Genomic DNA, 24,875 nt, shown 5'->3' with positions numbered 1-24,875 from the left:
TCGCCCCATACCCCCCCCGCTGCCGGGCCCTCGCCGCCCCCGTACCCCCCGGGTGCCTCACCCCTGTGGGGCTTCAACCCCGGGGCCCCCCCCGGGGGGGGGGGGGGGGGCGGGGCCCCCCCCCGCCGCCTCAATGTCTTCGCCACCGGCCGCACGGCGCCGCCCGTCCGTCGCCGCACACAGCGGCCACATTCCAACACGGGCACGGGGACGAACTGTGATACCCAACGGTGCAGGTCAAAGACGCTTTGTGTCACCGAAAGAGGCCGGATCACGGTGGCGGTGGCATGCGGACCGACGCTGCCAGATGCGCGGACGTGCGTACGACCCGCTGATCCCGCACCAGGCCACCAGCCGGACGGCAAGCGCGGCCGAGGGGAACCCCTCTGTGGCTGGGGCGGTCGGCTCCACGGCTTTAGGCAGCCACTTTGGCGCGAGCCTCGAAAATCATGGCCCCAACGTCGTGCTTTAGCGGGCAGGTCCACAGACTGCCCGACGCGCCGGAAGCTTACGGGGCCATGATCACTCGCGCCAAAGCAGCTCCAGCCCAAAGCCGTTCCGCCGACCTATGGGCGCACCCTCCCACGCTGACGAACGCGCGGAACTCTGCTGCGAATCTCAGCATAAACAGGCGGAAGCATATCATCAACCCAGAATCGCACGGCGAGCGCATATGTTTGCTTACTGCGCACTGGCGCCCAACGTCGCGTATTTTGCACGGCCAACAGAAATTCCTGAGGTCCCTCGCCAATGCGAGTCAGAGATTGCTTCCAAATGTAGCGCCCGAACTGATTGGCTCCCTGCGAGCGGACAGTCTTGCTGGGAGTGAACGCGATTCTATTTCTCGCACTCAACTGGGACAACCGAGAACCAGAACCGCGAACGTTACCCGTAACTTTTTCATCCAGGAAGAGTCGGACGACCTCGTTTGGCGATAGGCCACGTACCAGCTCGAACTCCATTCGACTGCCCACATAATCAAGCCGTCTGGCACGAACCGGCGGATCGTATGCCAACGAGACCGCTACGCCCCTGGAAGCACGCCTCCCTTGAAAGAAGGAATCAGGAATGGGGAGAGCATAGAGATGGACATCATCCATGTCGATCTCATCCTCGGCATACAGAACGGCTCCTCGCGGCTCACTCGACAGGGAAACATCTAGCGAAGGAGTGCCATACCCGGAGGTCCTACGAACAAGCTTCTCCCGCTCGCCAGCTGTAAGCCCACTAGTTCCTTGAGTGAAGTCCGTTGCTGGGGTACACGACTGCAAGATCAGAGCACGGATTAGATTAGAAGAAGCGTCCGGATAAATTGACTGAACACCAGCACCAACCCTAGCAACGACCGGAGCTGCGAAGCTCGACCCAATGTCATAGGTCAGAACACCAGTCGTTGACGGTCTCCCATCAGCAACAACAACCTTGGCCTCATCGACCTCTCGGAGTCCCCAAGATCCCACTTCCTGAGCAAGCGTGCCAGCCGGCGCAATCAACTCCGGCTTGACTGCTCCGGAAATCCCCTCACCCACACGTGAAATCGGGGAAGGCCAGCCGAACCTTCCGACCGATCGGAGGCCAAGGGGCAAAACTCGACTCTCTCCTACACTCCCGCCAACAGTCAGCGAGATCATCGATGGAGCCGGGTCGACGATCCTTGCCGCGTCCGAATTGGCTAGGTCAGTGACATACTCACGATCAAATTCCTCACCGTAAGCACCCGAGTAGTCAGAGGGATAAGCCGTCCCCGTGGGGATAGTGAAGACAAGGTTTAGCTCTCGGGCAAGACTATCCAACAGGGCGGCGAGTATAGGGGCCCTGTCGCCGTCATATACAGCGCTAAGGTCCCCCAAGCTCAGATTGATTACACGAACCCCATGGGATGCCAAATACCGAATAGCGTCTTCCAATTCGTGTGCAGCTAGCCGGTATGGAGGAAGTTCATTATTCTCATCCAAGACACGAACAGAAAGAACGCGACAGAGGGGCGCATCCCACTCGCCGCTCATCAGCTGCGGTTCCAGATGACCTCGCGCCAGGACAGATGCAACAGCGGTTCCATGGCCATTGCGATCGATTCCATCGGGAAACCACTCGCTTACACTGACGCTTTCTGTTACGCACCCCCGAATCAGAGGGTGGTCCAGCGCCACCCCACTGTCCACCAAACCAACTAGTGGTGCACTGTTGTCAGCCACAGGAAGTCCGGTGAGATCCGCAGCGGCATACTCCCCTGCAGAATTATTGACCTCGGCCTTTCCTGCTACTAGCTCAATGGTGGCAATGAGGTCGACATTGAGGAGTTGACTCAACAGCTCCCCGGAAACTTGGACGCGAAGAAGAACAATACCGACTGAGGGATTGATAAAGGAATCCAACACAGAACCACCGTTGCCGACAACGGCGCCGTTGACATCTGCGACCCACTGCGCGGCTTTCTCAGCATCTCCTGGATACCAGAGTTCCAGGTCCAGGACGCTTGCGGCATGATGAATCCCAGAATCCAGGGCCCGAGACAGGTGTCGGCCAATACGGTCAGCTCTTCCGTACGGTCGAACGTGGTCAATGCCATCAAAAAAGGCACTGTACGGAGCGCTCTTCTGCTTCCCCTCGGGACCATTAGCGTAGGAATTGAGACGCTGGACGAACTTGGTCATCTCGGGGTCACTACTAAAAGCGATGACCTTTTTCCGAGTGCTTGAGTCAACCACTCTCAGGCCGGCCCGATCCCAGTCTTTTTCATCTTCAACGCCGGGATTCGGCCCTGTCTCAACGACGAGAATCAGTTTCGGATCAATACCTAGGACTTGCTCTCGTTCTCGCGCAAAGTCCACGACAAATTCAACATCAGCGAACAGGTCTTCGGAGTGAATATCCGAGCTGGGGTGACGAGGACCACCAGGATTGCGAACCACCTTCTTCCGTGGCCCTTCAAGACCTACACGCTCAACAGGGATGTGATCCAGCCTGATTGGTTCCATGTCAGGTAAAGGGATCACTCCGCGACCTGCCCGACATCACGAAGTCGCTTACGTCGAGCTTGTGCGCTCGCCACCAAATCTGAGGTGGTTAGGAACTCTCCATGCGAGAGTACCAATCTACGCATGGCGTCCAAACAGACAGCCTCGATTTGCGCATGACTCATTCCGTTGAGACTGCGAGCTGCCTGCTCCCTGTTTAGCTTGACCTTGACGCGACGCAATTTCAACTTCAAGAGCGCCGCGATTTGCTCTTGATTCGGATGCTTAAAGGCCAGTATTTCATCAAACCTTCGCCAAAGCGCATCATCTAGCAAATCGCCGTGATTTGTTGTGGCGATAACAAGATTGCCTGCGACGTACTGCTCCATCTCTTGAAGAAGAACAGTTACGACGCGCCTAATCTCATCGTTGTCGGAGCCTCCGCGGTCACTGGCCAACATGTCGATTTCGTCGAAACTAAGAACCCATTCACCCTTGCTGGCGAAGTCTAGAATTCTCTCGATATGCCTCGCGGTCTGTCCTAGATAGGAAGAAACCACAGATGACAGTTTGACTCTGACCAATGGCAAGCCAAGGGTGTATGCCAAAGCCTCGGCAGTTTGCGTCTTTCCTGTTCCGCTAGGTCCAGCTAGCAGAAGCCGTCGCCGAGGAGCAAGTCCGCGTGACGCCAGAAGGGACTTCATTCGATGCTCATCGATGATTTCGCGAAGAATTATTTCGTTCTCTCTTGAGAAAACGAGATCGCCCATCGCCACCTCAGGTGACTGAACGGACACCAGGGGCATGCCATCATCGCTGAGAGGAACGGTTTTGAGACTGGGTGCTGTCAAAGGTCGCTTCCCGTGACGGGCTGCCCTCATCTCCCGGGCACGCCTCTCAAGAGCCGACGTCAGATCCTCGTCGGATCGATGACCGGCATCACTGAGCGTAGCCATCAAGGTGTCCTGAATCATCGCATCCTCATCCACATGTCTCAGATGCTCCTCACTGCCGGCCTTACGCTGTGCTCAACTGCGTATTGGCACACTCCTACGGCCCTGTATCATACCCTCCAACACACCCAGGCATGCAAGGTGATCAGTGGCGCGTGCCCGGAAATAAGAGCGCGGGGGCACCGAACGCATGTCTCAACCTCAGACGACCTACCTGGAGCGCACTGAGCTGCAACTTGCTTATTCACTGGCAAGTTTCACCAGGAAGCCAATTAAAGGTGGAGTTGCTGTGACCGGCCCATGTCCTGGGTGCTCTCACAATTTTACATTTTCGATCATTTACGAGCCTCAACTGCTCACTCCTGGCAGTTCGGTTACTGGGCAATCGGCGGGCAGAGGGCTCACCGATCCAGCTCCTAACTACCTAATTCGTTGCGCTTGCGCTGAGGACCACCCTGGACGACCTGCTGAAGGCTCAGGGTGCGGCGCTATGGCGTTCGTGAGGATCAAACATTGAGTGGCTCATGAAACTCTTCAGGCGCCGTCCACCTGTTGACGACCTTACGAAGGTCCCGGTCAGCGATCTCATCTTTGAGCCTGTCGATATCCCGGTAACGCAAGAGGATTTGAAGTGGGACCGAAAAGCGGAAGAAGCTCGCTTTAGCAGCCTTGCCGCGGTGCAAGCTTCAGCAGAACGCTGGGGCGCCACGATCCTGGTGATCACAGGGCTCTTGACAGCGTTGACCGTAGTACGGGGTCCAAGTGATCTCGCGGCGCTGCGAGATACGCAATTCAAAATCGCTGTGGGTATTTCATCGGCTTTGGCGCTCCTCTTTGCCCTAGCCAGCGTGGTCTTTGCCGCAATGGCGGCCCAAGGGCAGGCAGTGCGGATCCACCCAACCGGGGATCAGTTTCGCCAGGAAACTCTAGAGGGAACCAAGCTCGCACATGGTCGACTAAAACTAAGTCGCTTCCTGTCCTTGTTTGTGATCCCTATTTACCTAACAGCAATTGCTCTGATGGCGTATGCGCCACAAGCAAGCGACGTTCCTCCTAAGGTCACCGTCACCGATAAGAGTGGCGTTCGCTACTGTGGCGAAACTGCCAAGCTCGTCAACGGGTACTGGATTATCGCAAATTCAACCGGAATCTCTGGCCGCATAAAAGCCACCGAAATTACCTCAGTTAGTCCAGTTGAGGAATGCGAAAAGAAAAAGAGCAAATCTCCCTAGTTGCTCTCACATTTCTGCGGTGACAGCTGTTCCGAGGTGTTGCGCCCGCCGACTCATTCATTCCCTTCAGGTCCCCGGCCATCGGCCACGCAGCTCGACTCGCGACGCCATGAGCCACTGCGCAGCGTTTCATCCGCGGCAGCTGGAGAGCTCGGAAAATCGGTGTGCTTGAACCCCCAGTGCCATCACAATCGGGGCACGTAATCCGATCAGTGAGGTGTGGGGTGACATGAACGAGCTTCGCTTCGACGACGCAGGTAAGTACGTGATCAACGTCCCGGCTGAAAGTCTGTGGCTTCATCAAGGCATGGGCACTCATTGGCTAGGTGTGCCAGTGTCGGTCAGTGCTCCTGAAGGCCACGCCGGCGGCCGCCTTCTTGTACTGGAAGCTGACTTGTATGCGCCACAGTCTGGTAACGCGCCGCGGGCCTTCCTCGGGTCGGCGCAGCTAGCTGTGGCCTTCGGCAACGTGAGTTCTGATCGTCCGACGATACCGTTTCTGCTCACGAGCGCCCAGATCCTGGCTCTCGAAGCTCAGCGCGCTGGCGACCTGCGTCTGGAGTTGGACGTACGCGGCTTCCTTCCACAGGCCAAGGGTTATCCCGGCGCCAACCAGGTTACTGAGCACATCTCGGTCGCTGAGAGTCGGTGGCGTCAGCAGGTCGAGGGGCTCGGACGTTCTCTCGGCGTCGAGATGACTATTCCCTTTCCAATCGGCGATGGCCCGCAGCAGGCAGGATCCGACTACCTACGTGAGGCCCAGCGGCGCTTGGGTGGCAATGACGTCGACGGAGCCATTTTGGAGGTGCGCCGCGCCCTGGAGCAGATCCGTGTGGGGAGCGGCTGGGCCTGGCCGGGCAAAAAAGATCAAGATCAGCAGACCGCAGACGAACGATGGGCACGCATCCGTGCCGATTTGGAGCATCAGGCGAGCGGCGCCTTGCATACAGATGCTGGCACAAGGCATCACACATATAGCCGAGGTGAGGCGGAAACCCTGATCGCAGCCACAGCAGCGCTGCTGAGGTTGCTCCCCTAAGAAGCGGCCCTGTTAATCAAGTTGGTGGAGAAGTTGCCTGCTGAGAGGTAGTCGCTGCTGCACACCTCGGGCCCGAGAACGCCCGTCTCACATAGCCGCTCATTGAAGGCGGACGGGATGAACTGCCGGGCCAGCCCATGGCGTCGACGTTGTATCGGGGTTGGGTGAGGCAACGCGACGAACTCGGGCTCTGCCACTTGGTGCTGAGGACGTCGCGGCCTGACTTCTCTACCCAGAAGGCTGTTGCTCCTCAAGGTACTCAGAGCGCTGTGGACTATTCGTGGACGGGCCCCACCCGTCCAGCGACGCTTAACGCCTGGACCAGTCGCTTTATCCAAAGCCCAAGGGCCCTCCGGAGCCGTGTGTGCGGGTTCCAATCCTGCCGGGGTACTCTCCGCGCAGCCAGGAAGAATCACGCGCTGAGCTGGGCGGATGCCTAGATGAGAGAGTGGGAGTCAGTCTCACTGGCTCCCGCTTTTGTCGTTGTCTCGCACTGTTCGCGCACTATCTGCCATACACACGACGCACCTCCGACACGCGAGAGACCCACCGCTGTTTAGGGCGTTACCGTGGATCAGACCTGGGCAGCAATGCTGGGGGCCGGGATCAGCATGTCAGCGCGGCGCTGGGCGCCATTGGGGGCTACGCCGGCGGCAGGGCGCAGGCTCGCCGGCACGGTCGAGAGTGTGTAACCGCCGACTCGCCGGGCAGAGAGCAGATGCTCTGTGGCGGGGCTCCCTGCGCCTGGCCCTGGTGCTGTGACCGAGAGGGGTTCACCGGGTTGCGGTTGGCGATGCCGGCGCGTCGGTCGGTCGCCGATGGCCGCAGTCGATCTCGTTGCCGGCGACATCCGTGACATAGCCGTGGCGCCCATTGAAGTGCACGGTTACCGAACCTGGCCGGTAGTTCACCTGGAAGGGCTCGTTGCCGAGTGTCGTCCCAGGCCAGGGATCACCCTCGGAGGAGCCGACCGTCCAGACCACAAAGGTCTCGCCGGGACGCAACCAGTGGTCGCTCCCATAGCACTCCAGGATCAACTCCAGCAGTTCGTCACTGTTGTTCTCAACCCGTAGACGTGCCACTGGTCCGTCCTGCGCCGCCACGGTTCCTCCGTCATCAACCGGCCGGCCTCGCCTGCCGCAGCAGCAGCGTACTCAGATGCTCGCTCAGTCGAACCGGTGAGACTTCTCGTCACCGCGCTGGACGAGTATGTCCAGATCAGCATGTACGTGGCTTCCTGGTCGACGTTGCTGAGTAACACCGATCCTGGGCACCCTCGTCGCGTTCTCGCGGACGAAGACGGAGATGGCAAGGGGCGAAGATGAACGGTCACTCTGGGTACTGGGACCCGCTCCCGGCCGCACGAGCTGCTGCCGGCACTCCGGTGCCCGAAGCGGTGCCCCATCTGGTTCTGGCGTTGCCGCACCCCGAGACGTACCTGACGGGCCGTTGGGAGGAACGGAACTGGCGCAACGTACCAGGACCGTTCTACGGCGCCGACACCGACAATTGTTGGTCCGGGCGGATGTCCGCCCCCGGTCACGTTCTCTACGACGATATGACGGGACAGGAGTTCGTGTATCGCCAGCCCAAGAAAGCTGTCGAGGTCGACCGGCTGCTCTTCGCCGCCTGGACCGATCCCCCTCAGCGGCTACGGCTGGGACGGAGACCAGCACGGGACCGCGGACTCTGTCCGGTCGTGGTGGCACGAGCGGAGCCGACTGCGTGCATGGGCCGCAAGCCTCGGCACCGCATGGTCCGCCCACTCCGATGAGAGCCATCGAGAGGTGACCGCGGGACTGTACGACGTCCTCACCTGCCTCGACGGCGAACTCGAAACCGACCTGCGCGTCTACCTCTACTGGCTCCAGGAACGTCGCTCTCCGGAACCCATCGAGGCTCTACCCAGGCTGTAGTCCACCAGGCTTTCGGATCGACTCGTCTGGGCCGCCGTATCTGTCCGTCAAGTCACTCCGAGCCACCACACGATGCGTCATCACGGCTGTCGCGGTCAGGATCACCCGCGGGGTACGGCACGAACAGGCTCAGCCGGTAGGTGGTCGGATGCGTCAGACGCCCGCAGAGCGTGTCGATCCGGGCCAGCTCCCCGTCGAACCTCTTCCCGGCACGCAGGCCACGGAGGTGGGCATGGAATTCCGACTCATCGCGAGTCTCGAAGACCACTTCCCAGCGACCCTTGTCCGGAGCGGTGCGAGCGGCAGCCCGTGCCCATGAGTCCCGTTCCTTGCGTTTCCTCTTCCGCTGTCCTGGCACCGGATCAGCATCAATGCCCCGGCACGCCACGGCAAGGCCATCGGCCCAAGCCGCAGACGTGAGAAACGATCATTTGTCAGACAGGGCATGTCGAGGGGGGTCTCAGCTTCTTCTGTTCCGTCGTGGGCTCGCCCTGCGCGCGGCTGCTGCCTGATCGCCGCGGGAGGCCCCTGATCGGCGCGGGAGTCCGGACGCCCTTCTGCCCCTTCCTCCCTCTCAGCGCAGTTGCTCGGCCAGTCCGATGATGATGCCCTCCGGGCCGCGGACGTAGCAGAGCAGATAGCTGTCCTCGAACCGGGCGATCTCGCCGACGAGTTCGGCGCCGTGGGGGCGCAGGCGGGCCACGGTGTCCTCGATGTCGTCGACGGCGAACATGACGCGGTGCGTGCCCAGAACGTTGTGCGGCCGGTTGCGCGGCCCGTCGCTGATCGCCGCGGGGCTGCGGTACTTCGCCAGCTCCAGCCGGCTGTGCCCGTCCGGGGTCCGGACCATCGCGATGTCACAGCGGACGCCGTCGAGTCCGGTGCACTGGTCGGCGACGAGGCCTTCGACCTGTGCCCTGCCCTCCAGTTCCAGGCCGAGTTCCACGAAGAACGCGATGGCGGCGTCCATGTCCTCGACGACGATGCCGACGTTGTCCATCCGCTGAATCGCCATGCTTGTCTCTCCTTCTTCCTCGTGCGGCCGGTGGTTGGCCCCTGGTGCCCGGCGGAGTCGGCATCACGCTCACCGGAAAGCGGCTCCACCGCCTCCGCCCGCGGCACGATCATCTGTCCCGTGATCGACCTCACCGGATGGGCCTCGGACGAAACCCGACCAAGTCGGCCTGCCGGGCGACATGGCCCCGGCAGATCGGGGGCGAGCCGCCGCGCAGCGCGCCGCCGGATTCCCCTGGTCTCCGACTCGGGCACGGGCGGCGTGGTTCTTCGGCTCGCCGTTCGTCGCGGCCGTCTCCGGGTTCGGGATGCTTTCTTCGCGAAGAACACGCCCCGTCAGCTCTCTTCAGCCAAGCACAGTGGGGGCCGCAAGCAGCAGCCGACGTGCCGGACCACGCGATCGCCGGCTACATGAAGGCCGGCATCTCACCAGGCTTTCGTCTGCCGGGGTGGCAGAGGTTCGGCTTCGAGGCCTCTCCGAACGCGGTGAGGGGTCCTCGCGTTCTCACGCCGATGCCCGCTTGCGCGGGGTCGGCTTCTTCGCGGACGCCTTCTTCGTGGCGGTCTTCTTGGCCGTCGTCCGGGAGGCGGCTGTGCTGGAGGACGGTTTCGCGTCCGTCCCGGCGGCCGACTTCGCCTTCGTCGCCCGGCTCTCCGTCGTCCGTTTTCCCGCCGTCGACTTCTTTCCCGCCGTCGACTTCGTCGTCGACTTTCTCGGCGTGGTCTTCTTCGCCGCGGTCTTCTTCGCCGTCGACGTCGACTTCTTTCCGCCGACCTCCTTGGGTGCCGTACCGGCCGACCCGCGGGCCCGCGTCCTGCCCGACGGCAGCTCGGTGACCTCGGCGTCCTCGCCGGTCCCGGTGGCCGCTCCGGACTCGTCGCTCCGCGCCCCCTTGGCCGCGCGCACGCTCTTCTCCAGGGCCGCCATCAGGTCCAGCACCTTGCCGCCGGCCTCGTCCCCGGCGGGCGCTGCGGGTGCCTCGTGCCCCTCGGCCTTGGCGGTGACGAGTTCCTCCACCGCCTGGCGGTAGTCGTCGTGCAGGTCTTCGAGGTCGACCTCGCCGAGGGTGTCCATCAGGGCGTCGGCCAGGTCGAGTTCCTTGTCGCGGACCGTGACGGCGGTGTCCGGGGCGACCTCGTCGGTGGCCCGGATCTCGTCCGGCCAGAGCAGGCCGTGCATGGCGATCACGTCGTCGACGACCCGCAGCATGCCGAGCCGCTCCCGCCCGCGCAGCGCGAACTTCGCCACGGCGACCTTCTGGCTGCGCTTGAGGGCCTCGCGCAGCAGGATGTACGGCTTGGCGGCCGGGACGCCGTTCGCGGCCAGGTAGTACGCCGTGTCCATCTGGAGCGGGTCGATGCGCTCCGCCGGGACGAAGGCCACGATCTCGATGGTCCGGGTGGTCGGGACCGGCAGCGAGGCCAGGTCCTCGTCCGTGATCGGGATCAGGGTTCCGTCCACGTCCTCGTACGCCTTGCCGATCTCGGCGGACGAGACCTCGCTGTCCTCCAGCTCGCAGACCTTGCGATAGCGGATGCGGCCGCCGTCGTCGAGGTGGATCTGGCGGAAGGAGATCGCGTGGCTCTCGGTGGCGTTCATGACCTTGATGGGGATGCTCACCAGGCCGAAGGAAATGGCGCCGTTCCAGATGGATCGCACGTTCAGCACCCTTCAGATCACTTTGAGCAAGGTTTGTGCCGTTTTCGTGGGATTGTCATCGTATGACGCCGATCACGGAGGTGGAGGGCAGGAGGCTCGCGCTCACGAATCTCGACAAGGTCCTCCACCCGGCCACCGGATTCACCAAGGGCGAGGTGCTGCACTACTACGCCACGGTGGCGGACGTCCTCCTCCCCCACCTGCGGGACCGGCCGGTCTCCTTCCTGCGCTATCCCGACGGGCCCGACGGGCAGGTCTTCTTCACCAAGAACGTTCCGCCCGGTACACCCGGCTGGGTCACCACCGCCGAGGTTCCGCGCACGGAGGGACCCGCGCGCATGGTCCTCGTCCAGGATCTGGCCTCGCTCATGTGGGCGGCGAACCTCGTGACGGAGTTCCACACGCCGCAGTGGACGATCGGCACGCCGGGGATCGCCGACCGGATCGTCTTCGACCTCGATCCGGGCGCGCCGGCCACGGTCGTGGAGTGCTGCGAGGTGGCGTTGTGGCTGCGTGAGCGGCTGGCCGCCGACGGGATCGAGGCGTACGCGAAGTCGTCGGGGTCGAAGGGGCTGCATCTGCTGGCTTCCGTCGCGCCGACACCGTCCGCCGACGTCAGCGCGTACGCGAAGGAGCTGGCCGTGGAGGCGGAGAAGGCGCTGCCCCGGCGGGTCGTGCACCGGATGACACGGAACCTGCGCCCGGGAAAGGTGTTCGTCGACTGGAGTCAGAACGCCGCCCGCAAGACGACCGCCACTCCCTACACACTACGGGCCCGGGAGGAGCCGACGGTGTCCGCTCCCGTGACCTGGGAGGAGGTCGAGGAGTGCGGGTCGCCGGACCGACTGGCCTTCCAGGCAACGGACATCCCGCCCCGCGTTCAGGACTTCGGTGATCTCCTGGCGCCGCTGTTCGACGCGGAGCGCGCCGGACGGCTGCCATGAACGTCGGAGCACGCCGGCCGGCCGGTCTGAACACCGGAGAACGCCGGACGCCCGCCATGGACGCCGGGGCGCGGGACGCAAGGCGAGGGGCGCGGACGACCTCCCGGATCGACCTCCCGGTCCGACAACCCAGATCGACCTCCCGGATCGACGTCCCGGTCCGACAGTCCGGATCGACGTCCAGGATCGGCCTCCGGGTCCGACGACCAGATCGACCTCCGGTCCGACAGCCCAGTCCGGCCGCCGGGGCCCGATATCCGCGGCCCGACGACCCGGCCCGACCGTTGCGGTCCGACAGCCCCGGTCCGAGGGCCGCGCCGACCGACGTGGTCCCGGTTCATACCCGCAGCCACGTATGCCGGTCCCGGGCCATCGCGTGCAGGGCCTCCACGTCCGCCGGTTTGAGCACCCCGCCGAGCCGTGCGAGGTCCGCGATGTCGGTGTCCCGCAGGACACGGACCTCGCGCGGAGGCGTCGGCACGTCCAGGCGGGCGGGGCCGACCACGACGAGGACGGCGTGGACCTCGGCGGTCAGGGCGTGGGACGCGCGGTCGGCGTCGGCGCGGACCCGGCGGAGCAGCGGGCGTGACGCACGGCGGCCGACGGTGACCATCGGGTCGGTGATCAGGACGCGCTGCCTGTGGGCGTGCAGGGCGTGTAAGGAGAAGAGGCCGGCGGGGCCGATCAGCAGGTGATGGACGCGGTCGCCGCCCGGAAGCGGAACCGAGTGCAGGATGTGCACGCCCCCTCCCTCCAGCCGGTCGAGGGCCGCGCCGACGGTCTGCTCGGCGGCGAGCGCGCGGCGGCGCGGGTCGGGGCGCAGCCGGTGCGCCGGGCCGGGATCCCGGTCGAGGTCGATCACCAGGGCCTCGCCCGGCCGGTTGGGCGCGAGGTCGTCGTCCGGGTGGAGCGTCAGGCGGGCCAGCTCGGCCGAGGTCGGTACGGGCGGTGGTCCGACCGTCACCGGGCCGGTCAGGAACGGGCGCAGAACACCGAGCACGTCCTCGCGCCGGTCCTCGCTGAGCAGACTGACCCTGGCCGTGTCACGGTCGTACCAGGCGACGCTCCTCCCGTCGGTCAGGCACACGTACAGGCGCTCCTGTCCGTGGCGCCGGGCCGGTACGACGCGCAGTCCGTTCATGCACCATCACCCCATGACCATGGGAACAGGCGGGGTGCTCCAGGGGCAAGAACCCGGTTACCTTTGGCAGGAGTTGGGGCAGTTGGGTGGGAGGCGCCGTTGCGAACTCGCAGAAGGTATCCGGATGTTCCGGCCCCGGACAGCCCGTGGAGTGAGATCGTGCCCGGCCTGTGGATGGGCGGCCACGAGTTCGCGGGACGTTCGGGACAGCCACAATCCGCCGTCGTGAACGATGAGTTCGACCTGGTCCTGACGCTGCTGCGGCAGCCGGGGCACGGGCCCGATCCGGGGGTCGAGCATCATGTGTGGCCGATCCCGGACGGGCCGCTGGACGGTACGCAGCTCACCGGGGTCATGCGGCTCGCGCGGGCCGCCGACGACGCGCTGGAGGACGGGCGCCGGGTGCTCGTCCGGTGTCATCACGGGTACAACCGCTCCGGGCTGGTCGTCGCGCACGCGCTCGTCCTGGCGGGGTACACCGCCGACGACGCGATACGGCTGATCCGGGCCCGGCGCTCGCCCTGGGCGCTGCACAACGAGCTGTTCGTGGAGTATCTGCGGGCCGGGCTCCCGACGGCACGCCTCCTCGAAGAGCTCGCGGAGTAGACGACAGTGGGCGGGATCTCCCGCGGCGAGGGGGGATACAGGAGTGGTGTCACCCATGCACACAAAAGGGATTTCTGTATGAATAAGGGGTGCGGGGTGGCCGGCCGTCCCGTGTCGTGCCCGGTCGCCCCGGGCGTGCCCGTCCTCGGCGGTCACCCTCCGGACGACCTCCACTCCTTCGCCGGTCTCGTGCGGTAGCGGCGCGGCAGCGCCCGCGGACGGGGCGGCCCGGACACGGGAGCGCAGTGATCCGCAGTCGCCACGCGCGAGGGCACCGGCCCCAGCCCCCGCCTCGATCTCGGCCCCGGCCCCTGCCCCGGCCCCGAAAGGCCGCTCGTACCGGCGGGCCCCGTCGCGTTCTCCTCGGGGCCGCCGTCGCCGCCGTACTGGCGACGGCCCTGGCGGGCTGCGGCGACTCCGGGGATCTGCACAGCGCCGGCGCGACCCCCACCGCGGTGGGCCCGACCCGGCTGTGGCCGCAGCTCCCGCCCGCCGCGACGCCCGCGATCGACTACGGCGAGGCGGACACCGAGACGGTCAAGGGCGTCACGGCTCCCGGCGACGACATCCACGCCCTGGATCCCGTCACGGTCGTACGCGCCGAGGTCGCGGCCCATCCGGACGAGTACACCGGGCCCCACGCGGCGTACGCCGAGACCGCGCGGCTGCTCAAGGACTGCGGGCGGCCGGGGGCGCGCGGCCGCACGTGCCCGGTGCTGCGGGCGTACTACCGCGATCTCACCGGAGACGGGAAGGCCGACATGGTGCTCGGCATCCGGTTCCCCGCCCACCAGCTGGCGGTACGCGTGTACACGTTCCTCGGCCACCGGCTGGTGCAGGTCATGGGGACCGCGGACCGCGTGGTCAGCGTGGAACTGGCGGGCCGCGACGTGATCATCCGCTCGCCCTCGACCCTGCCCGGCTACGAGTTCCGTACGGTCTGGTCCTGGGACCCGCACCAGGACGCGATGCTGGCCGCCCGCGACGAGATCCTGCGCGTCGGACCGCCGCCACCGACGAAGTCGCCCAGCCCGGTGCGGCCCCCGTCACCCACCTCGGCGCGGTCGCCCTCCGCGCGGCGGGCCTCCCCCACGGCCTCCCCGGCGCCCTCCCCCGCCGCGAGCACCCCGTGAGCCGGTCGCTGCGTCTGCCGCGATGGACCGCCACCCTCACCTGGAAGGCGGCCGCGTTCATCGCGGTGATGTGCTGCTGTCTCGTCGCCCTCCTCGGCGCCCTCGTGCATGTCTCGGTGACCGACCAGACCGTCGGCGAGGCCCGCGACCGCGCGCTCGGCCGGCTCTCCGACGTCACGGCGGCCTACGAGGCGGGCGACCGGCTGCCGCCCGACGCGGGCGTGGAGCCTCCCGGGCTGCCGACGCGGCTGAGGGAGCTGGCGGCGGACGGGAAGCGGGGCACGATGGTCGGCGAACACGACACGCACCCCACGATGTGGGCGGCCGGGCCCGCGGGCGGAGGGCGCGCGCTGGCCGTCCGGTTCGACTACGCCCAGGGCGCGCACGCCATCGACGCCCTGGACCGGGCGATCGTGTGGTCGTCGGCCCTGGCGATCGGCGTGACGCTGCTGGTGGGAGTGTTCGCGGTGACCCGGGTGACGCACCGGCTGCACGCGACGGCGCGGGTGGCGCGGCGGATCAGCGCGGGTGACCTGGACGCGCGCGTCGACGACCCGCGCGCGCAGGATCCGTCCCGCCCGCAGGACGAGGTGGCCGCGGTCGCCGGCGCGCTCGACACGATGGCCTCGTCGTTGCAGGGCAAGCTGCTGAGCGAGCAGCGGTTCACGGCGGACGTGGCGCACGAGCTGCGTACTCCGCTGACCGGGCTGCACGCGGCGGCCGAACTGCTCCCGCCGGGGCGGCCGACGGAGCTGGTGCGCGACCGGGTGGCCACGCTGCGCACCCTCACCGAGGACCTGCTGGAGATCTCCCGGCTGGACGCCCGCAGCGAGCGCCTGGAGCTGGACTCCGAACCGCTGGTGCCGCTGGCCGAACGGGTGGTGCGCGCGTCGGGGACCGACACCGCGGTCCGGGTGGTGCGGGGCGTACGCGTGGAAACCGACCGGCGGCGGCTGGAACGGGTGCTCGGGAATCTGGTGGCGAACGCCCACAAGCACGGCAGGGCGCCGGTGGTGCTGACCCTGGACGGCCCGGTCGTCACCGTCCGGGACCACGGGGACGGTTACCCCGGCTACCTCCTGGAGCACGGCCCGCAACGCTTCCGCACCGAGGGCGGCACCAAGGGCCACGGGCTGGGTCTGACGATCGCGCTCGGCCAGGCGGAGGTCCTGGGTGCGCGTCTGGAGTTCGCCCATGCCCCGGACGGCGGCGCGCTGGCGACACTGACGCTCCCTCAGGACGGGGGGCGGGAGCCGGGCGGCCCCGATGGCGGAGTGTGAACTGCGCTCCCGGGCTCCCGATCCTAATGTGGCGATAAGTCAGCTTCACCCCCTTCCTGGAGGAGCCCTCCATGTCCCTACGGTCCACATACACCCGAATCGGTATGGCCCTCGCCACCGGCGGCCTCGTCGCGCTCGCCGGTGCCACCCCCGCCCTCGCCGACGACGACGGCGGCTCCGGAAGCGGCGGGAACCAGCAGTGGAGCAACGGCACCGGCGGCCACCAGTGGAGCAACGGGGGCGGCGGAGGCGGTGACGGCGGCACGCAGGGCACCGGCGGCGACGGCGGCGGCCAGTCGTGGAACAACGGCGGCGGCGACGGGGGCGGCCAGAGCTGGGACAACGGAGGCGGCGGTGGCGGTGGCGGTGGCGGCTGGGACAACGGGGGTGGCGGCGGCAACCAGACGTGGAACAACGGCGGTGGCGGCAACCAGAACTGGAACAACGGCGGCGGGGGCGGTGGCGGCCGCGAACCGGCGAACGGCAACGGCAACGGCAACGGGAACAGCCAGAACAACCAGCAGCTGTACCAGGGCCGGGTCACCGCGCGGGGCGGGCTGGCCCTGCGCAGCTCCCCGACACGCGGCAGCCAGCTGATCCGGGTCGCGCGGCAGGGGGAGATCGTCTCCATCTTCTGCAAGACCCCGGGCGAGACCGTCGACGGCAACCCGAACTGGTACCTCCTCACGGACGGCACCTGGGCCTGGGGCGCCGCTCGCTACATCGACAACATCGGCCCGGCCCCCCGCTGGTGCTGACGCCCCGCCCGACGGCGAACCCGACCGCCGGTTCGCCATCACATGACGGGCCATCGGGTAACGGGACTTCGCGTCGCCCGCTTGCTACGTTCCGGACATGATCCAGCCCGGAATGTCCGGAACATCCGGAACGGTCGTGGCGGCGGACCCGGCCCCTCCCGCCGAACGCCTGCCCAGGCGCCGTGGCATCGAGCTCGCCCTCATCGTCCTGGCCGTCCTGCTCTGCGTGTACGGCTACTGCGCCGTCGGTCTCGCCAAGCACGGCACCGTTCCGCCCGGCGCCGCCGGTTACGGCGCCGGGCTCGGCGTGCTGGCGCTCCTCGCCCATGTCGCCGTGCGCCTGAGGGCCCCCTACGCCGATCCGCTGCTGCTGCCCATCGCCGTCCTCCTCAACGGCCTGGGCCTGGTGCTGATCTACCGGCTCGACCTGGAGACCCCGGACGACCAGGCGGCCCCCATCCAGCTCGTCTGGTCCACGCTCGGCGTCGCGTTCTTCATCGTCGTCGTGCTCTGTCTGCGCGACCACCGTGTCCTCCAGCGCTACACCTACGTCTCGGTGGTCGGCGCCCTCGCCCTGCTCGTCCTGCCGATCTTCTTCCCGGCGGTCAACGGCGCCCGCATCTGGATCCGGATCGCCGGATTCTCCATCCAGCCGGGCGAGTTCGCGAAGGTCCTGCTCGCCGTCTTCTTCGCCGGCTACCTCGCCGCCAACCGCAACGCGCTCGCCTACAGCGGCCGCCAGATCTGGCGGTTCCGGCGGCTCCAGCTGCCCACCGGCCGCGTACTGGGCCCGATCGTGGCGATCTGGCTGCTCAGCGTCCTGGTCCTGGTCCTGGAGCGCGACCTCGGAACCTCGCTGCTCTTCTTCGGCCTGTTCGTGATCCTGCTCTACGTCGCCACCGGCCGCACCGGATGGATCGCGGTCGGGCTGCTGCTCGCCTGCGTCGGCGCGCTCGCCGTCGGCCGCCTCGAACCGCATGTCCACAGCCGGGTGGAGGACTGGCTGGACCCCTTCGCCTCGATCGCCGCGGGCCAGGGACCCAACCAACTCGCCCAGTCCCTCTTCGCGTTCGCCGCCGGCGGCATGCTCGGCACCGGCCTCGGGCTCGGGCATTCGGTCCTCATCGGCTTCGCCGTCAAGTCCGACTTCATCCTGGCCACCGCGGGCGAGGAACTCGGACTGATCGGCCTGTCCGCGGTCTTCCTCCTCTACGCCCTCCTGGTCGAACGCGGCTACCGCGCGGGCCTCGCGCTGCGCGACCCCTTCGGCCGGCTGCTCGCGGTCGGCCTCGCCTCGATCGTGGCGCTCCAGGTCTTCGTCATCGCGGCGGGCGTGACCGGCCTGATCCCCCTGACGGGCATGGCGATGCCGTTCCTCGCCCAGGGCGGCTCCTCCGTCGTCACCAACTGGATCATCGTGGCCCTGCTGATCCGGATCAGTGACTGCGCCCGCGGTCAGTACGACGGGACACCGGCACCATGACCAAGTACATCCGCCGGGCCGTCGGACTGTGCGCCGTGCTGCTCGTGGCCCTTCTGGTCAACGCCGCCCGCGTCCAGGTCGTCGAGGCACCGTCGTACGACCGCAATCCCGCCAACCGCCGTCCGGCGATCGCCCGTTACGGCCAGCCGCGCGGGGACATCGTCGTCGACGGCCGCACGGTCACCGGCTCCAAGGACACCGGCGAGCAATTCCGCTACGAACGGACCTACCGGGACGGGCCGTTGTACGCGGCCGTCACCGGCTTCGCCTCGCAGCTCTACGGGACCACACTGCTGGAGGGCACCGAGGACGGCGTCCTGTCCGGCACCGACCCGATGCTCACCCCGTTCCCCCTGTTCAACGGCCTCACCCGGGCCCGTGGCCTCGGCGGCAGGGTCGTCACCACCCTCGACTCGGCGGCGCAGCGGGCCGCCTACGAGGGGCTCGACGGCCGCCGGGGCGCGGTCGCCGCGATCGAACCGTCGACCGGGCGGATCCTGGCCCTGGTCTCCACGCCGTCGTACGATCCCGCCTGGCTGTCCGGGACCGGGCCGGACGCCACCAGGGCGTGGGCCGGACTGAACGGCCGCCCCGACAAGCCGATGCTCAACCGGGCGATCCGGCAGACGTATCCGCCGGGGTCGACGTTCAAGGTGCTGACCGCCGCGGCGGCGCTGGACTCGGGTGTCGTGGACGACGTCGACGCGCCCACCAGGTCGCCGAACCCCTACCGGCTCCCCGGCACCACGACACGGCTCACGAACGAGATCGAGGGCTGCGAGGACGCCTCCCTGCGGTACGCCTTCACCTGGTCCTGCAACACGGTCTTCGCGAAACTGGGTGTGGACGTCGGGCTCGACGGCATGACGAGGACGGCGGCGAACTTCGGCTTCAACGACCGCAAGCTGCGCATCCCCTTCTCGGTGGCGCCCAGCAACTTCGATCTGCGGCTCGACAGGGCGCAGTTGGGGCTCTCCTCCATCGGTCAGTTCGACACCCGGGCGACTCCGTTGCAGATGGCGATGATCGCGGCGGCCGTCGCGGGCGACGGTTCGGTCAAGACGCCCTACCTGGTGGAGCGCACGACCACGCACGGCGGCGGGACGCTCACCACGGCCGGTCCGCGCGTCCTTCATCAGGCGATGAGCGCGTCGACCGCGCGGCGCATGCGTGAGCTGATGACCGACGTGGTGGAGGAGGGCACCGGGACCGTGGCCGCCATTCCCGGTGCCACCGTCGGCGGAAAGACCGGCACCGCCCAGCACGGCATCGGCAACTCCGGTACCCCGTACGCCTGGTTCATCTCCTGGGCCCGCGCCGAGGGCTCCACGGAGCCCGCGGTGGCCGTCGCGGTCGTCGTGGAGGACGCCGCGGCGGACCGGGGGGACATCACCGGGGGCGGGTTCGCGGGGCCGATCGCCCGGGCGGTGATGGAAGCGGTGCTGGGCTCATGAGGGGCCGGCGCACGCCGTCGGCCCGCGGACCCCGTTCGCGCCGGCGGGACCGTGATCACAGGCTCCCGCGCCCCCGTTCGCGCCGGCGGGACCGTGATCACAGGCTCCCGCGGACCTCGTTCGCGTCGCCGGGGCCGTGATCACGGGCTCCCGCGCCCCTCGTCGATAGCGTTCTCGATCTCCGCCACGCGGTCCCGCTCCTCGGTCGCGAACCGTTCCGCGTCCAGTTGTTCGGCCACCTCCTCGTCCTGTGCCATCAGGAGGTCGAGGTTGGAGTTGCCCATGTCGAAGACGCCCATGTCCACGTAGGCGCGCTGGAGGCGTTCGCCCCACAGGCCGATGTCCTTGACGCACGGGACGATCCGGCTGAAGAGCAACTGGCGGAAGAGGTGCAGGAACTCGGAGTTCTCGCTGAACTCCTCGGCCTCCGCCTTCGGGATGCCGAAGTTCTCCAGGACCTCGACCCCGCGCAGCCTGTCCCGCATCAGATAGCAGCCCTCGATCACGAATTCCTCGCGTTCGCGGAGTTCGGCGTCGGAGAGCTGCCGGTAGTAGTCGCGCAGGGCCATGCGGCCGAAGGCGACATGGCGGGCCTCGTCCTGCATCACGTAGGACAGGATCTGCTTCGGCAACGGCTTGTCGGTGGTGTCCCTGATCATCCCGAAGGCGGCCAGCGCCAGGCCCTCGATCAGGACCTGCATGCCCAGGTACGGCATGTCCCAGCGCGCGTCGCGCAGGGTGTCGCCGAGGAGGGACCGGAGGTTGTCGTTGATCGGGTAGAGCATCCCGATCTTCTCGTGCAGGAAGCGGGCGTAGACCTCCGCGTGCCGGGCCTCGTCCATGGTCTGGGTGGCCGAGTAGAACTTGGCGTCGAGGTCGGGGGCCGATTCGACGATCCTCGCCGCGCAGACCATCGCGCCCTGTTCGCCGTGCAGGAACTGGCTGAACTGCCAGGAGGTGTAGTGCTTGCGCAGTTCACCCTTGTCCCGGTCGGACATCTTCGTCCAGTAGGGGGTGCCGTACAGGGTCATCGCCTCGTCGGGCGTGCCGAGCGGATCAAGGGGATCGACCTCCAGACCCCAGTCGATGCGTTTCTGACCGTCCCACTGCTTGTCCTTGCTCTTCTGGTACAGGGCGAGCAGCCGGTCACGACCGTCGTCATACTCCCAGCTGAAGCGGGCCGCCCCCGAGGCCGGTATCTGCCAGTGGGGATCTCCCGAGTCCGCGGCGTACAGCTCATGCGTCGGCATACTTCGCAGGCTCACACGGAGTAGACGCGTCGTCAACAAGTCCGGCACGAGGGATTGACGAGCTTGCTGACAGGCAGTCTCATAAGTGGTGACCGCCGGTAACCCATAGAGATCCCGTACGACGAGGTGGAAACAGCCATGACGACGGTGCCCGAAGCCGATGTGCTCCGTGACGCGCTCGGTCTGCTCAAGGACCGGGAGCAGGTGGCCGAGCGCCTTCTCGACTCCGCCGCGAAGCACTCCTTCGACCCCGACAAGGAGCTCGACTGGGACGCGCCCTTCGAGGAGGGCAAGTGGTTCTGGCCACCCGAGCTGGTGTCCCTGTACGACACCCCGCTGTGGCGGCGGATGAGCGAGGAGCAGCGGATCGCGCTGTCCCGGCACGAGGCGGCCGCGCTGGCCTCGCTGGGCATCTGGTTCGAGATCATCCTGATGCAGCTGCTGGTGCGGCACATCTACGACAAGGCGGCGACGAGCGCGCACGTGCGGTACGCGCTGACCGAGATCGAGGACGAGTGCCGGCACTCGAAGATGTTCGCGCGGCTGATCACGCGCGGGGGCACGCCGTACTACCCGGTGAGCCGGGCGCATCAGAATCTGGGACGGCTGTTCAAGACCATCTCGACCACTCCGGGGTCCTTCACGGCGACACTGCTCGGCGAGGAGATCCTCGACTGGATGCAGCGGCTGACGTTCCCGGACGAGCGGGTGCAGACCCTCGTCCGGGGGGTCACGCGGATCCACGTTGTGGAGGAGGCGCGCCATGTCCGGTACGCCCGAGAGGAGTTGCGGCGGCAGATGCTCACCGCGCCGCGGTGGTCGCAGGAGTTCACCCGGCTCACCTCGGGCGAGTTCGCCCGCGTGTTCTCGGTGGCCTTCGTCAACCCCGAGGTCTACACGAACATCGGGCTCGACAGGCGCGAGGCCCTGGCCCAGGTGAAGGCCAGCGGGCACCGGCGGGACGTGATGCAGACCGGGGCCAGGAAGCTGACGGACTTCCTGGACGACATCGGGGTGCTGCGGGGGGCGGGGCGGCGGCTGTGGAAGTCGTCGGGGCTGCTGGCCTGACGTGACTCCCGGGCGGCCCCGCACCCGCCCGGGGCCGCGGGGTGACGCTCGCGTCGTCCGGCGGGGGCGGGCGGTACCGGGCCCGGGGCCCGGACGGGCCTCCCCGTCCGCTCTTCCCCGCTGTACGCGAGGGTGCGCGGACGGGCGGTTACGCTGCCCGACATGACCTCGCAGGCTTCCACCCCCGCTTACCGCCGGCTCAGTGTCGAGGAGCGGCGCAGTCAGTTGCTCGAAGCCGCGCTGTCCCTGTTCGCCCAGCGGGTGCCCGAGGAGGTCTCGCTGGACGACGTGGCGGAGGCGGCCGGGGTGTCGCGACCGCTCGTGTACCGGTATTTCCCCGGCGGCAAGCAGCAGTTGTACGAGGCCGCCCTGCGGTCCGCCGCCGAGGAGCTTGAGCAGTGCTTCGCGGAACCCCCGGAGGGGCCGCTGACCGAGCGGCTCTCCCGGGCCCTCGACCGGTACCTCGCGTTCGTGGACCAGCACGACGCCGGATTCAGCGCCCTGCTCCAGGGCGGCAGCGTCATCGAGACCTCGCGGACCACGGCCATAGTCGACGGCGTCCGCAGGGCCGCGGCGGAGCACATCCTCGACCATCTGTCGGTGAAGGATCCCGGGCCCCGGCTGCGGATGACCGTACGGATGTGGATCACGGCCGTGGAGGCCGCCTCGCTGATCTGGCTCGACGAGGACAAGGAACCGCCGCTGGACGAGCTGCGGGACTGGCTCGTCGAGCAGTTCACGGCGGCTCTCACGGCGAGCGCCGGGAGCGATGCGCAGACCGCCGCGGTGGTCCGGGCCTCGCTCGCGATGGAGCGACGCGACGGCATCGCGGGGGCGCTGGTCCGGCGGGTGCTGCCCGTTGTCGAGCATGCGGGCCACCTGCTGTGACACTGGTCCGGTGAAGAGCGAAGACACCCCCTTTGTCGGCGGCCCGCTGGACGGGCGCGTCCTGCCGGTCCTGCTCGGGATCACCGGCCACCCGCCGAAGACGTACCGGATCCCGGTGCCCGACCCGGCCGGCGGCACGTCCACCGTGCTGGTCTACCGGCGCGTCCAGGCGGCCACCAGCAAGCGGCTCGGTCTGCATAAGGGATGGAAGTACGAGTACGCCCCCGAGGGCGACGCGTCGGGACGCCGGTTCAAACTGCCCTGGTCCCCGGGCGCACACAAGGGCGGGGGCAGCGGCGGCGCCACGCCGGGCGGCAACGCCGACGAGTGACCTTCTTGGGCCGAAGCGCTCCCCCGGCGTGCGCCCGGGACGCGGCGGCCCGATCCTGCCGGTGCGAAAGGGGTGGCGGACCGGCCGCCCCGGCACCGGAGGTGACGGCATGTCAGGAAGGCTTCTGCGACTGGTCTGTACGGGGGCGGTGGCGCTCGGGGCACTCCTCCCCTCCACGCCCGCGGTGGCCGCCCCCGAGCCCGGTCCGGCCTCCGGCACCGACGCCCAGCGGTCCGTCGCCTCACTGCTGACGGATCTTCAGCGGCTCTACCGGGACGCCGAACGCGCCACCGAGAAGTACAACGGGACCGCCGAGAAGCTGAAGAAGCAGCGCGCGGAGGTCGCCGGGCTCGACGCCCGCCTCGCCAGGGCCCGCCTGTCGCTGGAGGACAGCCGGGTCGCCGCCGGACGGCTGGCCCGGCAGCAGTACCAGAGCGGGGACGAGATCTCCACGTACGTACGGCTGCTGCTCGCCCGGGATCCGCAGCACGCCCTCGACCAGGGCCACCTGATCGGGCAGTTGTCGCTGGAGCGGGCCCACACCGTGCGGCAGGTCGCGGGCGGCGAGAAGCGGGCCGACGGGCTCGCGCGTGCGGCCCGCAAGGCACTGGACGGCCAGCTCTCCCTCGCCGCACGGCAGCGGAAGGAGCGGGACGAGGTGCGCGAGCGTCTCGACGACGTACAGCGATTGCTCGCCTCGCTGACCGCGGAACAGATCGCCGAACTGGACCGGGTGGAGGAGTCGGGAACGGCCACGGCCCAGAAGAAGATCATGGCGTCCGGCGCCCTCAGCAGCGTGCGGCCGCCCACGCGGGAGGGCGAGGAGGCGTTGCGCTACGCCGTCGAGCAGATCGGGAAGCCGTACGAGTGGGGTGCGGAGGGGCCGAAGGCCTTCGACTGCTCGGGGCTGACCTCACAGGCCTGGGAGCGGGCGGGCCGGCCCGTCCCGCGCACCAGCCAGGAGCAGTGGGCCGAGCTTCCGCGCATCCCGCTGGACAAGCTGCGCCCCGGCGACCTGGTGATCTACTTCCCCGAGGCCACGCACGTCGCCCTCTACCTCGGCGAGGGGATGGTGGTGCAGGCCCCGCGACCGGGGGCGAAAATCAAGGTGTCCCCCATCGCGGCCAACCCGCTGCTGGGTGCCGTACGCCCGGACCCGGACGGAGAGCCCTTGCGGCACTACACGCCGCCGGAGCTTCCCGAGGGCGCCACGGAGGGATCCGACGAGGGCTACGCCTCGGCCGCCCCGGTGACCGCGACCGCGACGAGGTAGCGCCGGCCGCGTGCGCCGGATCCTGCCGGGACCGAACGGAAGGCGAACCCCGGGCGTCCTGGGAGCATGAAGACATCGCGCCGAGCCGCCGTCCTGCTCCTGAGCGCCGGGCTGATGCTCACCGGCTGCTCGTCCCTGACCGACACCCCGGCCTCCGAGGGGTACCGCGGCCCCACCCTGCCCGCCCGCACCGCCGAAGGAGGCCGCTGGAACGAAGGCCCGGCGAAGCCCGTCCAGCACAAGCCGTACGCGTACGACATCTACACGCACTGCGGGATCAAGTGGGTGAAGTTCGGCGGCCGTTGGTGGGTCCTCGACACGGTCTTCCCCGGCGTCGAGCAGGTCCGGGGGAAGCGGCCCTCGCAGTACAGCCAGACGCTCGCCGGCTATATGACCCTGATCGGCCCGGACACCGCGAACTTCGACGCGGCCGGGATGCCCACACTGCAATTCGTACCGGCCGGGAAGAACCCGCCCGGCTGCGAATAGTGCCCC

The 24,875-nt window shown here is 67.5% G+C and carries 22 protein-coding genes; 15 read left to right on the top strand and 7 right to left on the bottom strand.

What is annotated here, in order from left to right:
* Positions 1-566: 566 nt before the first annotated feature.
* Together ACF07B_RS25920 and ACF07B_RS25915 are read right to left on the bottom strand one after the other, a co-directional pair.
* Positions 567-2,978 (bottom strand): S8 family peptidase, encoded by a 2,412-nt coding sequence (locus ACF07B_RS25920; RefSeq protein ID WP_392180696.1) that lies wholly within the window; start codon positions 2,976-2,978, stop codon positions 567-569.
* 14 nt (positions 2,979-2,992) lie between these two features.
* Complete coding sequence (locus ACF07B_RS25915; RefSeq protein ID WP_392180695.1) at positions 2,993-3,946, bottom strand: AAA family ATPase; 954 nt, start codon at positions 3,944-3,946, stop codon at positions 2,993-2,995.
* Positions 3,947-4,434: 488 nt separating this feature from the next.
* On the opposite strand from ACF07B_RS25915, the gene ACF07B_RS25910 reads away from it, so the two are divergent.
* Positions 4,435-5,142 (top strand): hypothetical protein, encoded by a 708-nt coding sequence (locus ACF07B_RS25910; RefSeq protein WP_392180694.1) that lies wholly within the window; start codon positions 4,435-4,437, stop codon positions 5,140-5,142.
* Positions 5,143-5,371: 229 nt separating this feature from the next.
* Positions 5,372-6,181: a hypothetical protein gene (locus tag ACF07B_RS25905; protein WP_392180693.1), complete on the top strand. Its 810-nt coding sequence runs from the start codon at positions 5,372-5,374 to the stop codon at positions 6,179-6,181.
* A gap of 773 nt (positions 6,182-6,954) precedes the next feature.
* Here the strand turns inward: ACF07B_RS25905 and ACF07B_RS25900 are convergent.
* Positions 6,955-7,284 carry a hypothetical protein gene (locus ACF07B_RS25900; RefSeq protein ID WP_392180692.1) on the bottom strand — a complete coding sequence of 110 codons (330 nt, stop codon included), beginning with the start codon at positions 7,282-7,284 and terminating at the stop codon, positions 6,955-6,957.
* Positions 7,285-7,968: 684 nt separating this feature from the next.
* Here ACF07B_RS25900 and ACF07B_RS25895 point away from each other — a divergent pair.
* Entirely contained in the window at positions 7,969-8,097 is a 129-nt protein-coding gene (locus tag ACF07B_RS25895) for a hypothetical protein (protein WP_392180691.1), read from the top strand.
* Between the two features lie 574 nt (positions 8,098-8,671).
* Here ACF07B_RS25895 and ACF07B_RS25890 read toward each other — a convergent pair.
* Both ACF07B_RS25890 and ACF07B_RS25885 read right to left on the bottom strand, forming a co-directional pair.
* The gene (locus ACF07B_RS25890) at positions 8,672-9,112 is read right to left on the bottom strand and encodes a VOC family protein (protein ID WP_392180690.1); all 441 of its coding nucleotides are present in this window, start codon (positions 9,110-9,112) and stop codon (positions 8,672-8,674) included.
* A gap of 504 nt (positions 9,113-9,616) precedes the next feature.
* Positions 9,617-10,771 carry a Ku protein gene (locus ACF07B_RS25885; RefSeq protein WP_392180689.1) on the bottom strand — a complete coding sequence of 385 codons (1,155 nt, stop codon included), beginning with the start codon at positions 10,769-10,771 and terminating at the stop codon, positions 9,617-9,619.
* Positions 10,772-10,833: 62 nt separating this feature from the next.
* Between ACF07B_RS25885 and ligD the strand changes: the two genes are divergently transcribed.
* The gene (ligD, locus tag ACF07B_RS25880) at positions 10,834-11,715 is read left to right on the top strand and encodes a non-homologous end-joining DNA ligase (protein WP_384233151.1); all 882 of its coding nucleotides are present in this window, start codon (positions 10,834-10,836) and stop codon (positions 11,713-11,715) included.
* Positions 11,716-12,052: 337 nt separating this feature from the next.
* On the opposite strand, the gene ACF07B_RS25875 is transcribed toward ligD, so the two are convergent.
* Positions 12,053-12,856: an NERD domain-containing protein gene (locus ACF07B_RS25875; protein WP_392180688.1), complete on the bottom strand. Its 804-nt coding sequence runs from the start codon at positions 12,854-12,856 to the stop codon at positions 12,053-12,055.
* Between the two features lie 99 nt (positions 12,857-12,955).
* Here ACF07B_RS25875 and ACF07B_RS25870 point away from each other — a divergent pair, with 99 nt between their 5' ends.
* The 6 genes from ACF07B_RS25870 (at position 12,956) to ACF07B_RS25845 (ending at position 19,570) form a co-directional block, all read left to right on the top strand.
* Positions 12,956-13,462: a dual specificity protein phosphatase family protein gene (locus tag ACF07B_RS25870; RefSeq protein WP_369484498.1), complete on the top strand. Its 507-nt coding sequence runs from the start codon at positions 12,956-12,958 to the stop codon at positions 13,460-13,462.
* Between the two features lie 245 nt (positions 13,463-13,707).
* On the top strand, positions 13,708-14,595 hold the full coding sequence (locus ACF07B_RS25865) for a hypothetical protein (protein WP_392180687.1): 888 nt from the start codon (positions 13,708-13,710) through the stop codon (positions 14,593-14,595).
* A gap of 68 nt (positions 14,596-14,663) precedes the next feature.
* Complete coding sequence (locus tag ACF07B_RS25860; RefSeq protein WP_392180784.1) at positions 14,664-15,875, top strand: ATP-binding protein; 1,212 nt, start codon at positions 14,664-14,666, stop codon at positions 15,873-15,875.
* Between the two features lie 71 nt (positions 15,876-15,946).
* Positions 15,947-16,633, top strand: a complete 687-nt coding sequence (locus tag ACF07B_RS25855) for an SH3 domain-containing protein (RefSeq protein WP_392180686.1) — start codon at positions 15,947-15,949, stop codon at positions 16,631-16,633.
* A 97-nt stretch (positions 16,634-16,730) separates the two neighbouring features.
* The gene (locus ACF07B_RS25850; RefSeq protein WP_392180685.1) at positions 16,731-18,116 is read left to right on the top strand and encodes an FtsW/RodA/SpoVE family cell cycle protein; all 1,386 of its coding nucleotides are present in this window, start codon (positions 16,731-16,733) and stop codon (positions 18,114-18,116) included.
* Positions 18,113-19,570, top strand: a complete 1,458-nt coding sequence (locus tag ACF07B_RS25845) for a penicillin-binding transpeptidase domain-containing protein (protein WP_392180684.1) — start codon at positions 18,113-18,115, stop codon at positions 19,568-19,570. Before ACF07B_RS25850 ends, ACF07B_RS25845 begins: the two co-directional genes overlap by 4 nt.
* A gap of 140 nt (positions 19,571-19,710) precedes the next feature.
* Here ACF07B_RS25845 and ACF07B_RS25840 read toward each other — a convergent pair whose 3' ends face one another.
* Positions 19,711-20,820, bottom strand: coding sequence for a ferritin-like domain-containing protein (locus tag ACF07B_RS25840; RefSeq protein ID WP_392180683.1), 1,110 nt, complete (start codon positions 20,818-20,820; stop codon positions 19,711-19,713).
* A gap of 138 nt (positions 20,821-20,958) precedes the next feature.
* On the opposite strand from ACF07B_RS25840, the gene ACF07B_RS25835 reads away from it, so the two are divergent.
* The 5 genes from ACF07B_RS25835 (at position 20,959) to ACF07B_RS25815 (ending at position 24,869) form a co-directional block, all read left to right on the top strand.
* Positions 20,959-21,888: a diiron oxygenase gene (locus ACF07B_RS25835; protein WP_392180682.1), complete on the top strand. Its 930-nt coding sequence runs from the start codon at positions 20,959-20,961 to the stop codon at positions 21,886-21,888.
* Between the two features lie 162 nt (positions 21,889-22,050).
* Positions 22,051-22,776 carry a TetR/AcrR family transcriptional regulator gene (locus tag ACF07B_RS25830; RefSeq protein WP_369484492.1) on the top strand — a complete coding sequence of 242 codons (726 nt, stop codon included), beginning with the start codon at positions 22,051-22,053 and terminating at the stop codon, positions 22,774-22,776.
* 10 nt (positions 22,777-22,786) lie between these two features.
* Entirely contained in the window at positions 22,787-23,107 is a 321-nt protein-coding gene (locus tag ACF07B_RS25825; protein ID WP_392180681.1) for a hypothetical protein, read from the top strand.
* Positions 23,108-23,216: 109 nt separating this feature from the next.
* Positions 23,217-24,380 (top strand): NlpC/P60 family protein, encoded by a 1,164-nt coding sequence (locus ACF07B_RS25820; RefSeq protein WP_392180680.1) that lies wholly within the window; start codon positions 23,217-23,219, stop codon positions 24,378-24,380.
* 66 nt (positions 24,381-24,446) lie between these two features.
* Positions 24,447-24,869, top strand: coding sequence for a hypothetical protein (locus tag ACF07B_RS25815; protein WP_392180679.1), 423 nt, complete (start codon positions 24,447-24,449; stop codon positions 24,867-24,869).
* Positions 24,870-24,875: the final 6 nt, after the last annotated feature.

Origin of the sequence: Streptomyces sp. NPDC015532 (genome assembly GCF_043078065.1) — a bacterium.
In the GTDB taxonomy this organism is placed as follows: domain Bacteria; phylum Actinomycetota; class Actinomycetes; order Streptomycetales; family Streptomycetaceae; genus Streptomyces.
The sequence above is the reverse complement of the archived record's forward strand: the minus strand, read 5'-3'. Positions and strand labels throughout refer to the sequence as shown.

What these genes read in the sequence shown, in the direction of transcription:
- ACF07B_RS25910 (WP_392180694.1), top strand. Translation starts at nt 4,435, where the DNA reads ATGAAACTCTTCAGGCGCCGTCCACCTGTTGACGACCTTACGAAGGTC.
- ACF07B_RS25860 (WP_392180784.1), top strand. Translation starts at nt 14,664, where the DNA reads ATGTGCTGCTGTCTCGTCGCCCTCCTCGGCGCCCTCGTGCATGTCTCG.
- ACF07B_RS25820 (WP_392180680.1), top strand. Translation starts at nt 23,217, where the DNA reads ATGTCAGGAAGGCTTCTGCGACTGGTCTGTACGGGGGCGGTGGCGCTC.
- ACF07B_RS25855 (WP_392180686.1), top strand. Translation starts at nt 15,947, where the DNA reads ATGTCCCTACGGTCCACATACACCCGAATCGGTATGGCCCTCGCCACC.
- ACF07B_RS25840 (WP_392180683.1), bottom strand. Translation starts at nt 20,820, where the DNA reads ATGCCGACGCATGAGCTGTACGCCGCGGACTCGGGAGATCCCCACTGG.
- ACF07B_RS25890 (WP_392180690.1), bottom strand. Translation starts at nt 9,112, where the DNA reads ATGGCGATTCAGCGGATGGACAACGTCGGCATCGTCGTCGAGGACATG.
- ACF07B_RS25815 (WP_392180679.1), top strand. Translation starts at nt 24,447, where the DNA reads ATGAAGACATCGCGCCGAGCCGCCGTCCTGCTCCTGAGCGCCGGGCTG.
- ACF07B_RS25850 (WP_392180685.1), top strand. Translation starts at nt 16,731, where the DNA reads ATGATCCAGCCCGGAATGTCCGGAACATCCGGAACGGTCGTGGCGGCG.
- ACF07B_RS25830 (WP_369484492.1), top strand. Translation starts at nt 22,051, where the DNA reads ATGACCTCGCAGGCTTCCACCCCCGCTTACCGCCGGCTCAGTGTCGAG.
- ACF07B_RS25920 (WP_392180696.1), bottom strand. Translation starts at nt 2,978, where the DNA reads ATGGAACCAATCAGGCTGGATCACATCCCTGTTGAGCGTGTAGGTCTT.
- ACF07B_RS25845 (WP_392180684.1), top strand. Translation starts at nt 18,113, where the DNA reads ATGACCAAGTACATCCGCCGGGCCGTCGGACTGTGCGCCGTGCTGCTC.
- ACF07B_RS25905 (WP_392180693.1), top strand. Translation starts at nt 5,372, where the DNA reads ATGAACGAGCTTCGCTTCGACGACGCAGGTAAGTACGTGATCAACGTC.
- ligD (WP_384233151.1), top strand. Translation starts at nt 10,834, where the DNA reads ATGACGCCGATCACGGAGGTGGAGGGCAGGAGGCTCGCGCTCACGAAT.
- ACF07B_RS25875 (WP_392180688.1), bottom strand. Translation starts at nt 12,856, where the DNA reads ATGAACGGACTGCGCGTCGTACCGGCCCGGCGCCACGGACAGGAGCGC.
- ACF07B_RS25835 (WP_392180682.1), top strand. Translation starts at nt 20,959, where the DNA reads ATGACGACGGTGCCCGAAGCCGATGTGCTCCGTGACGCGCTCGGTCTG.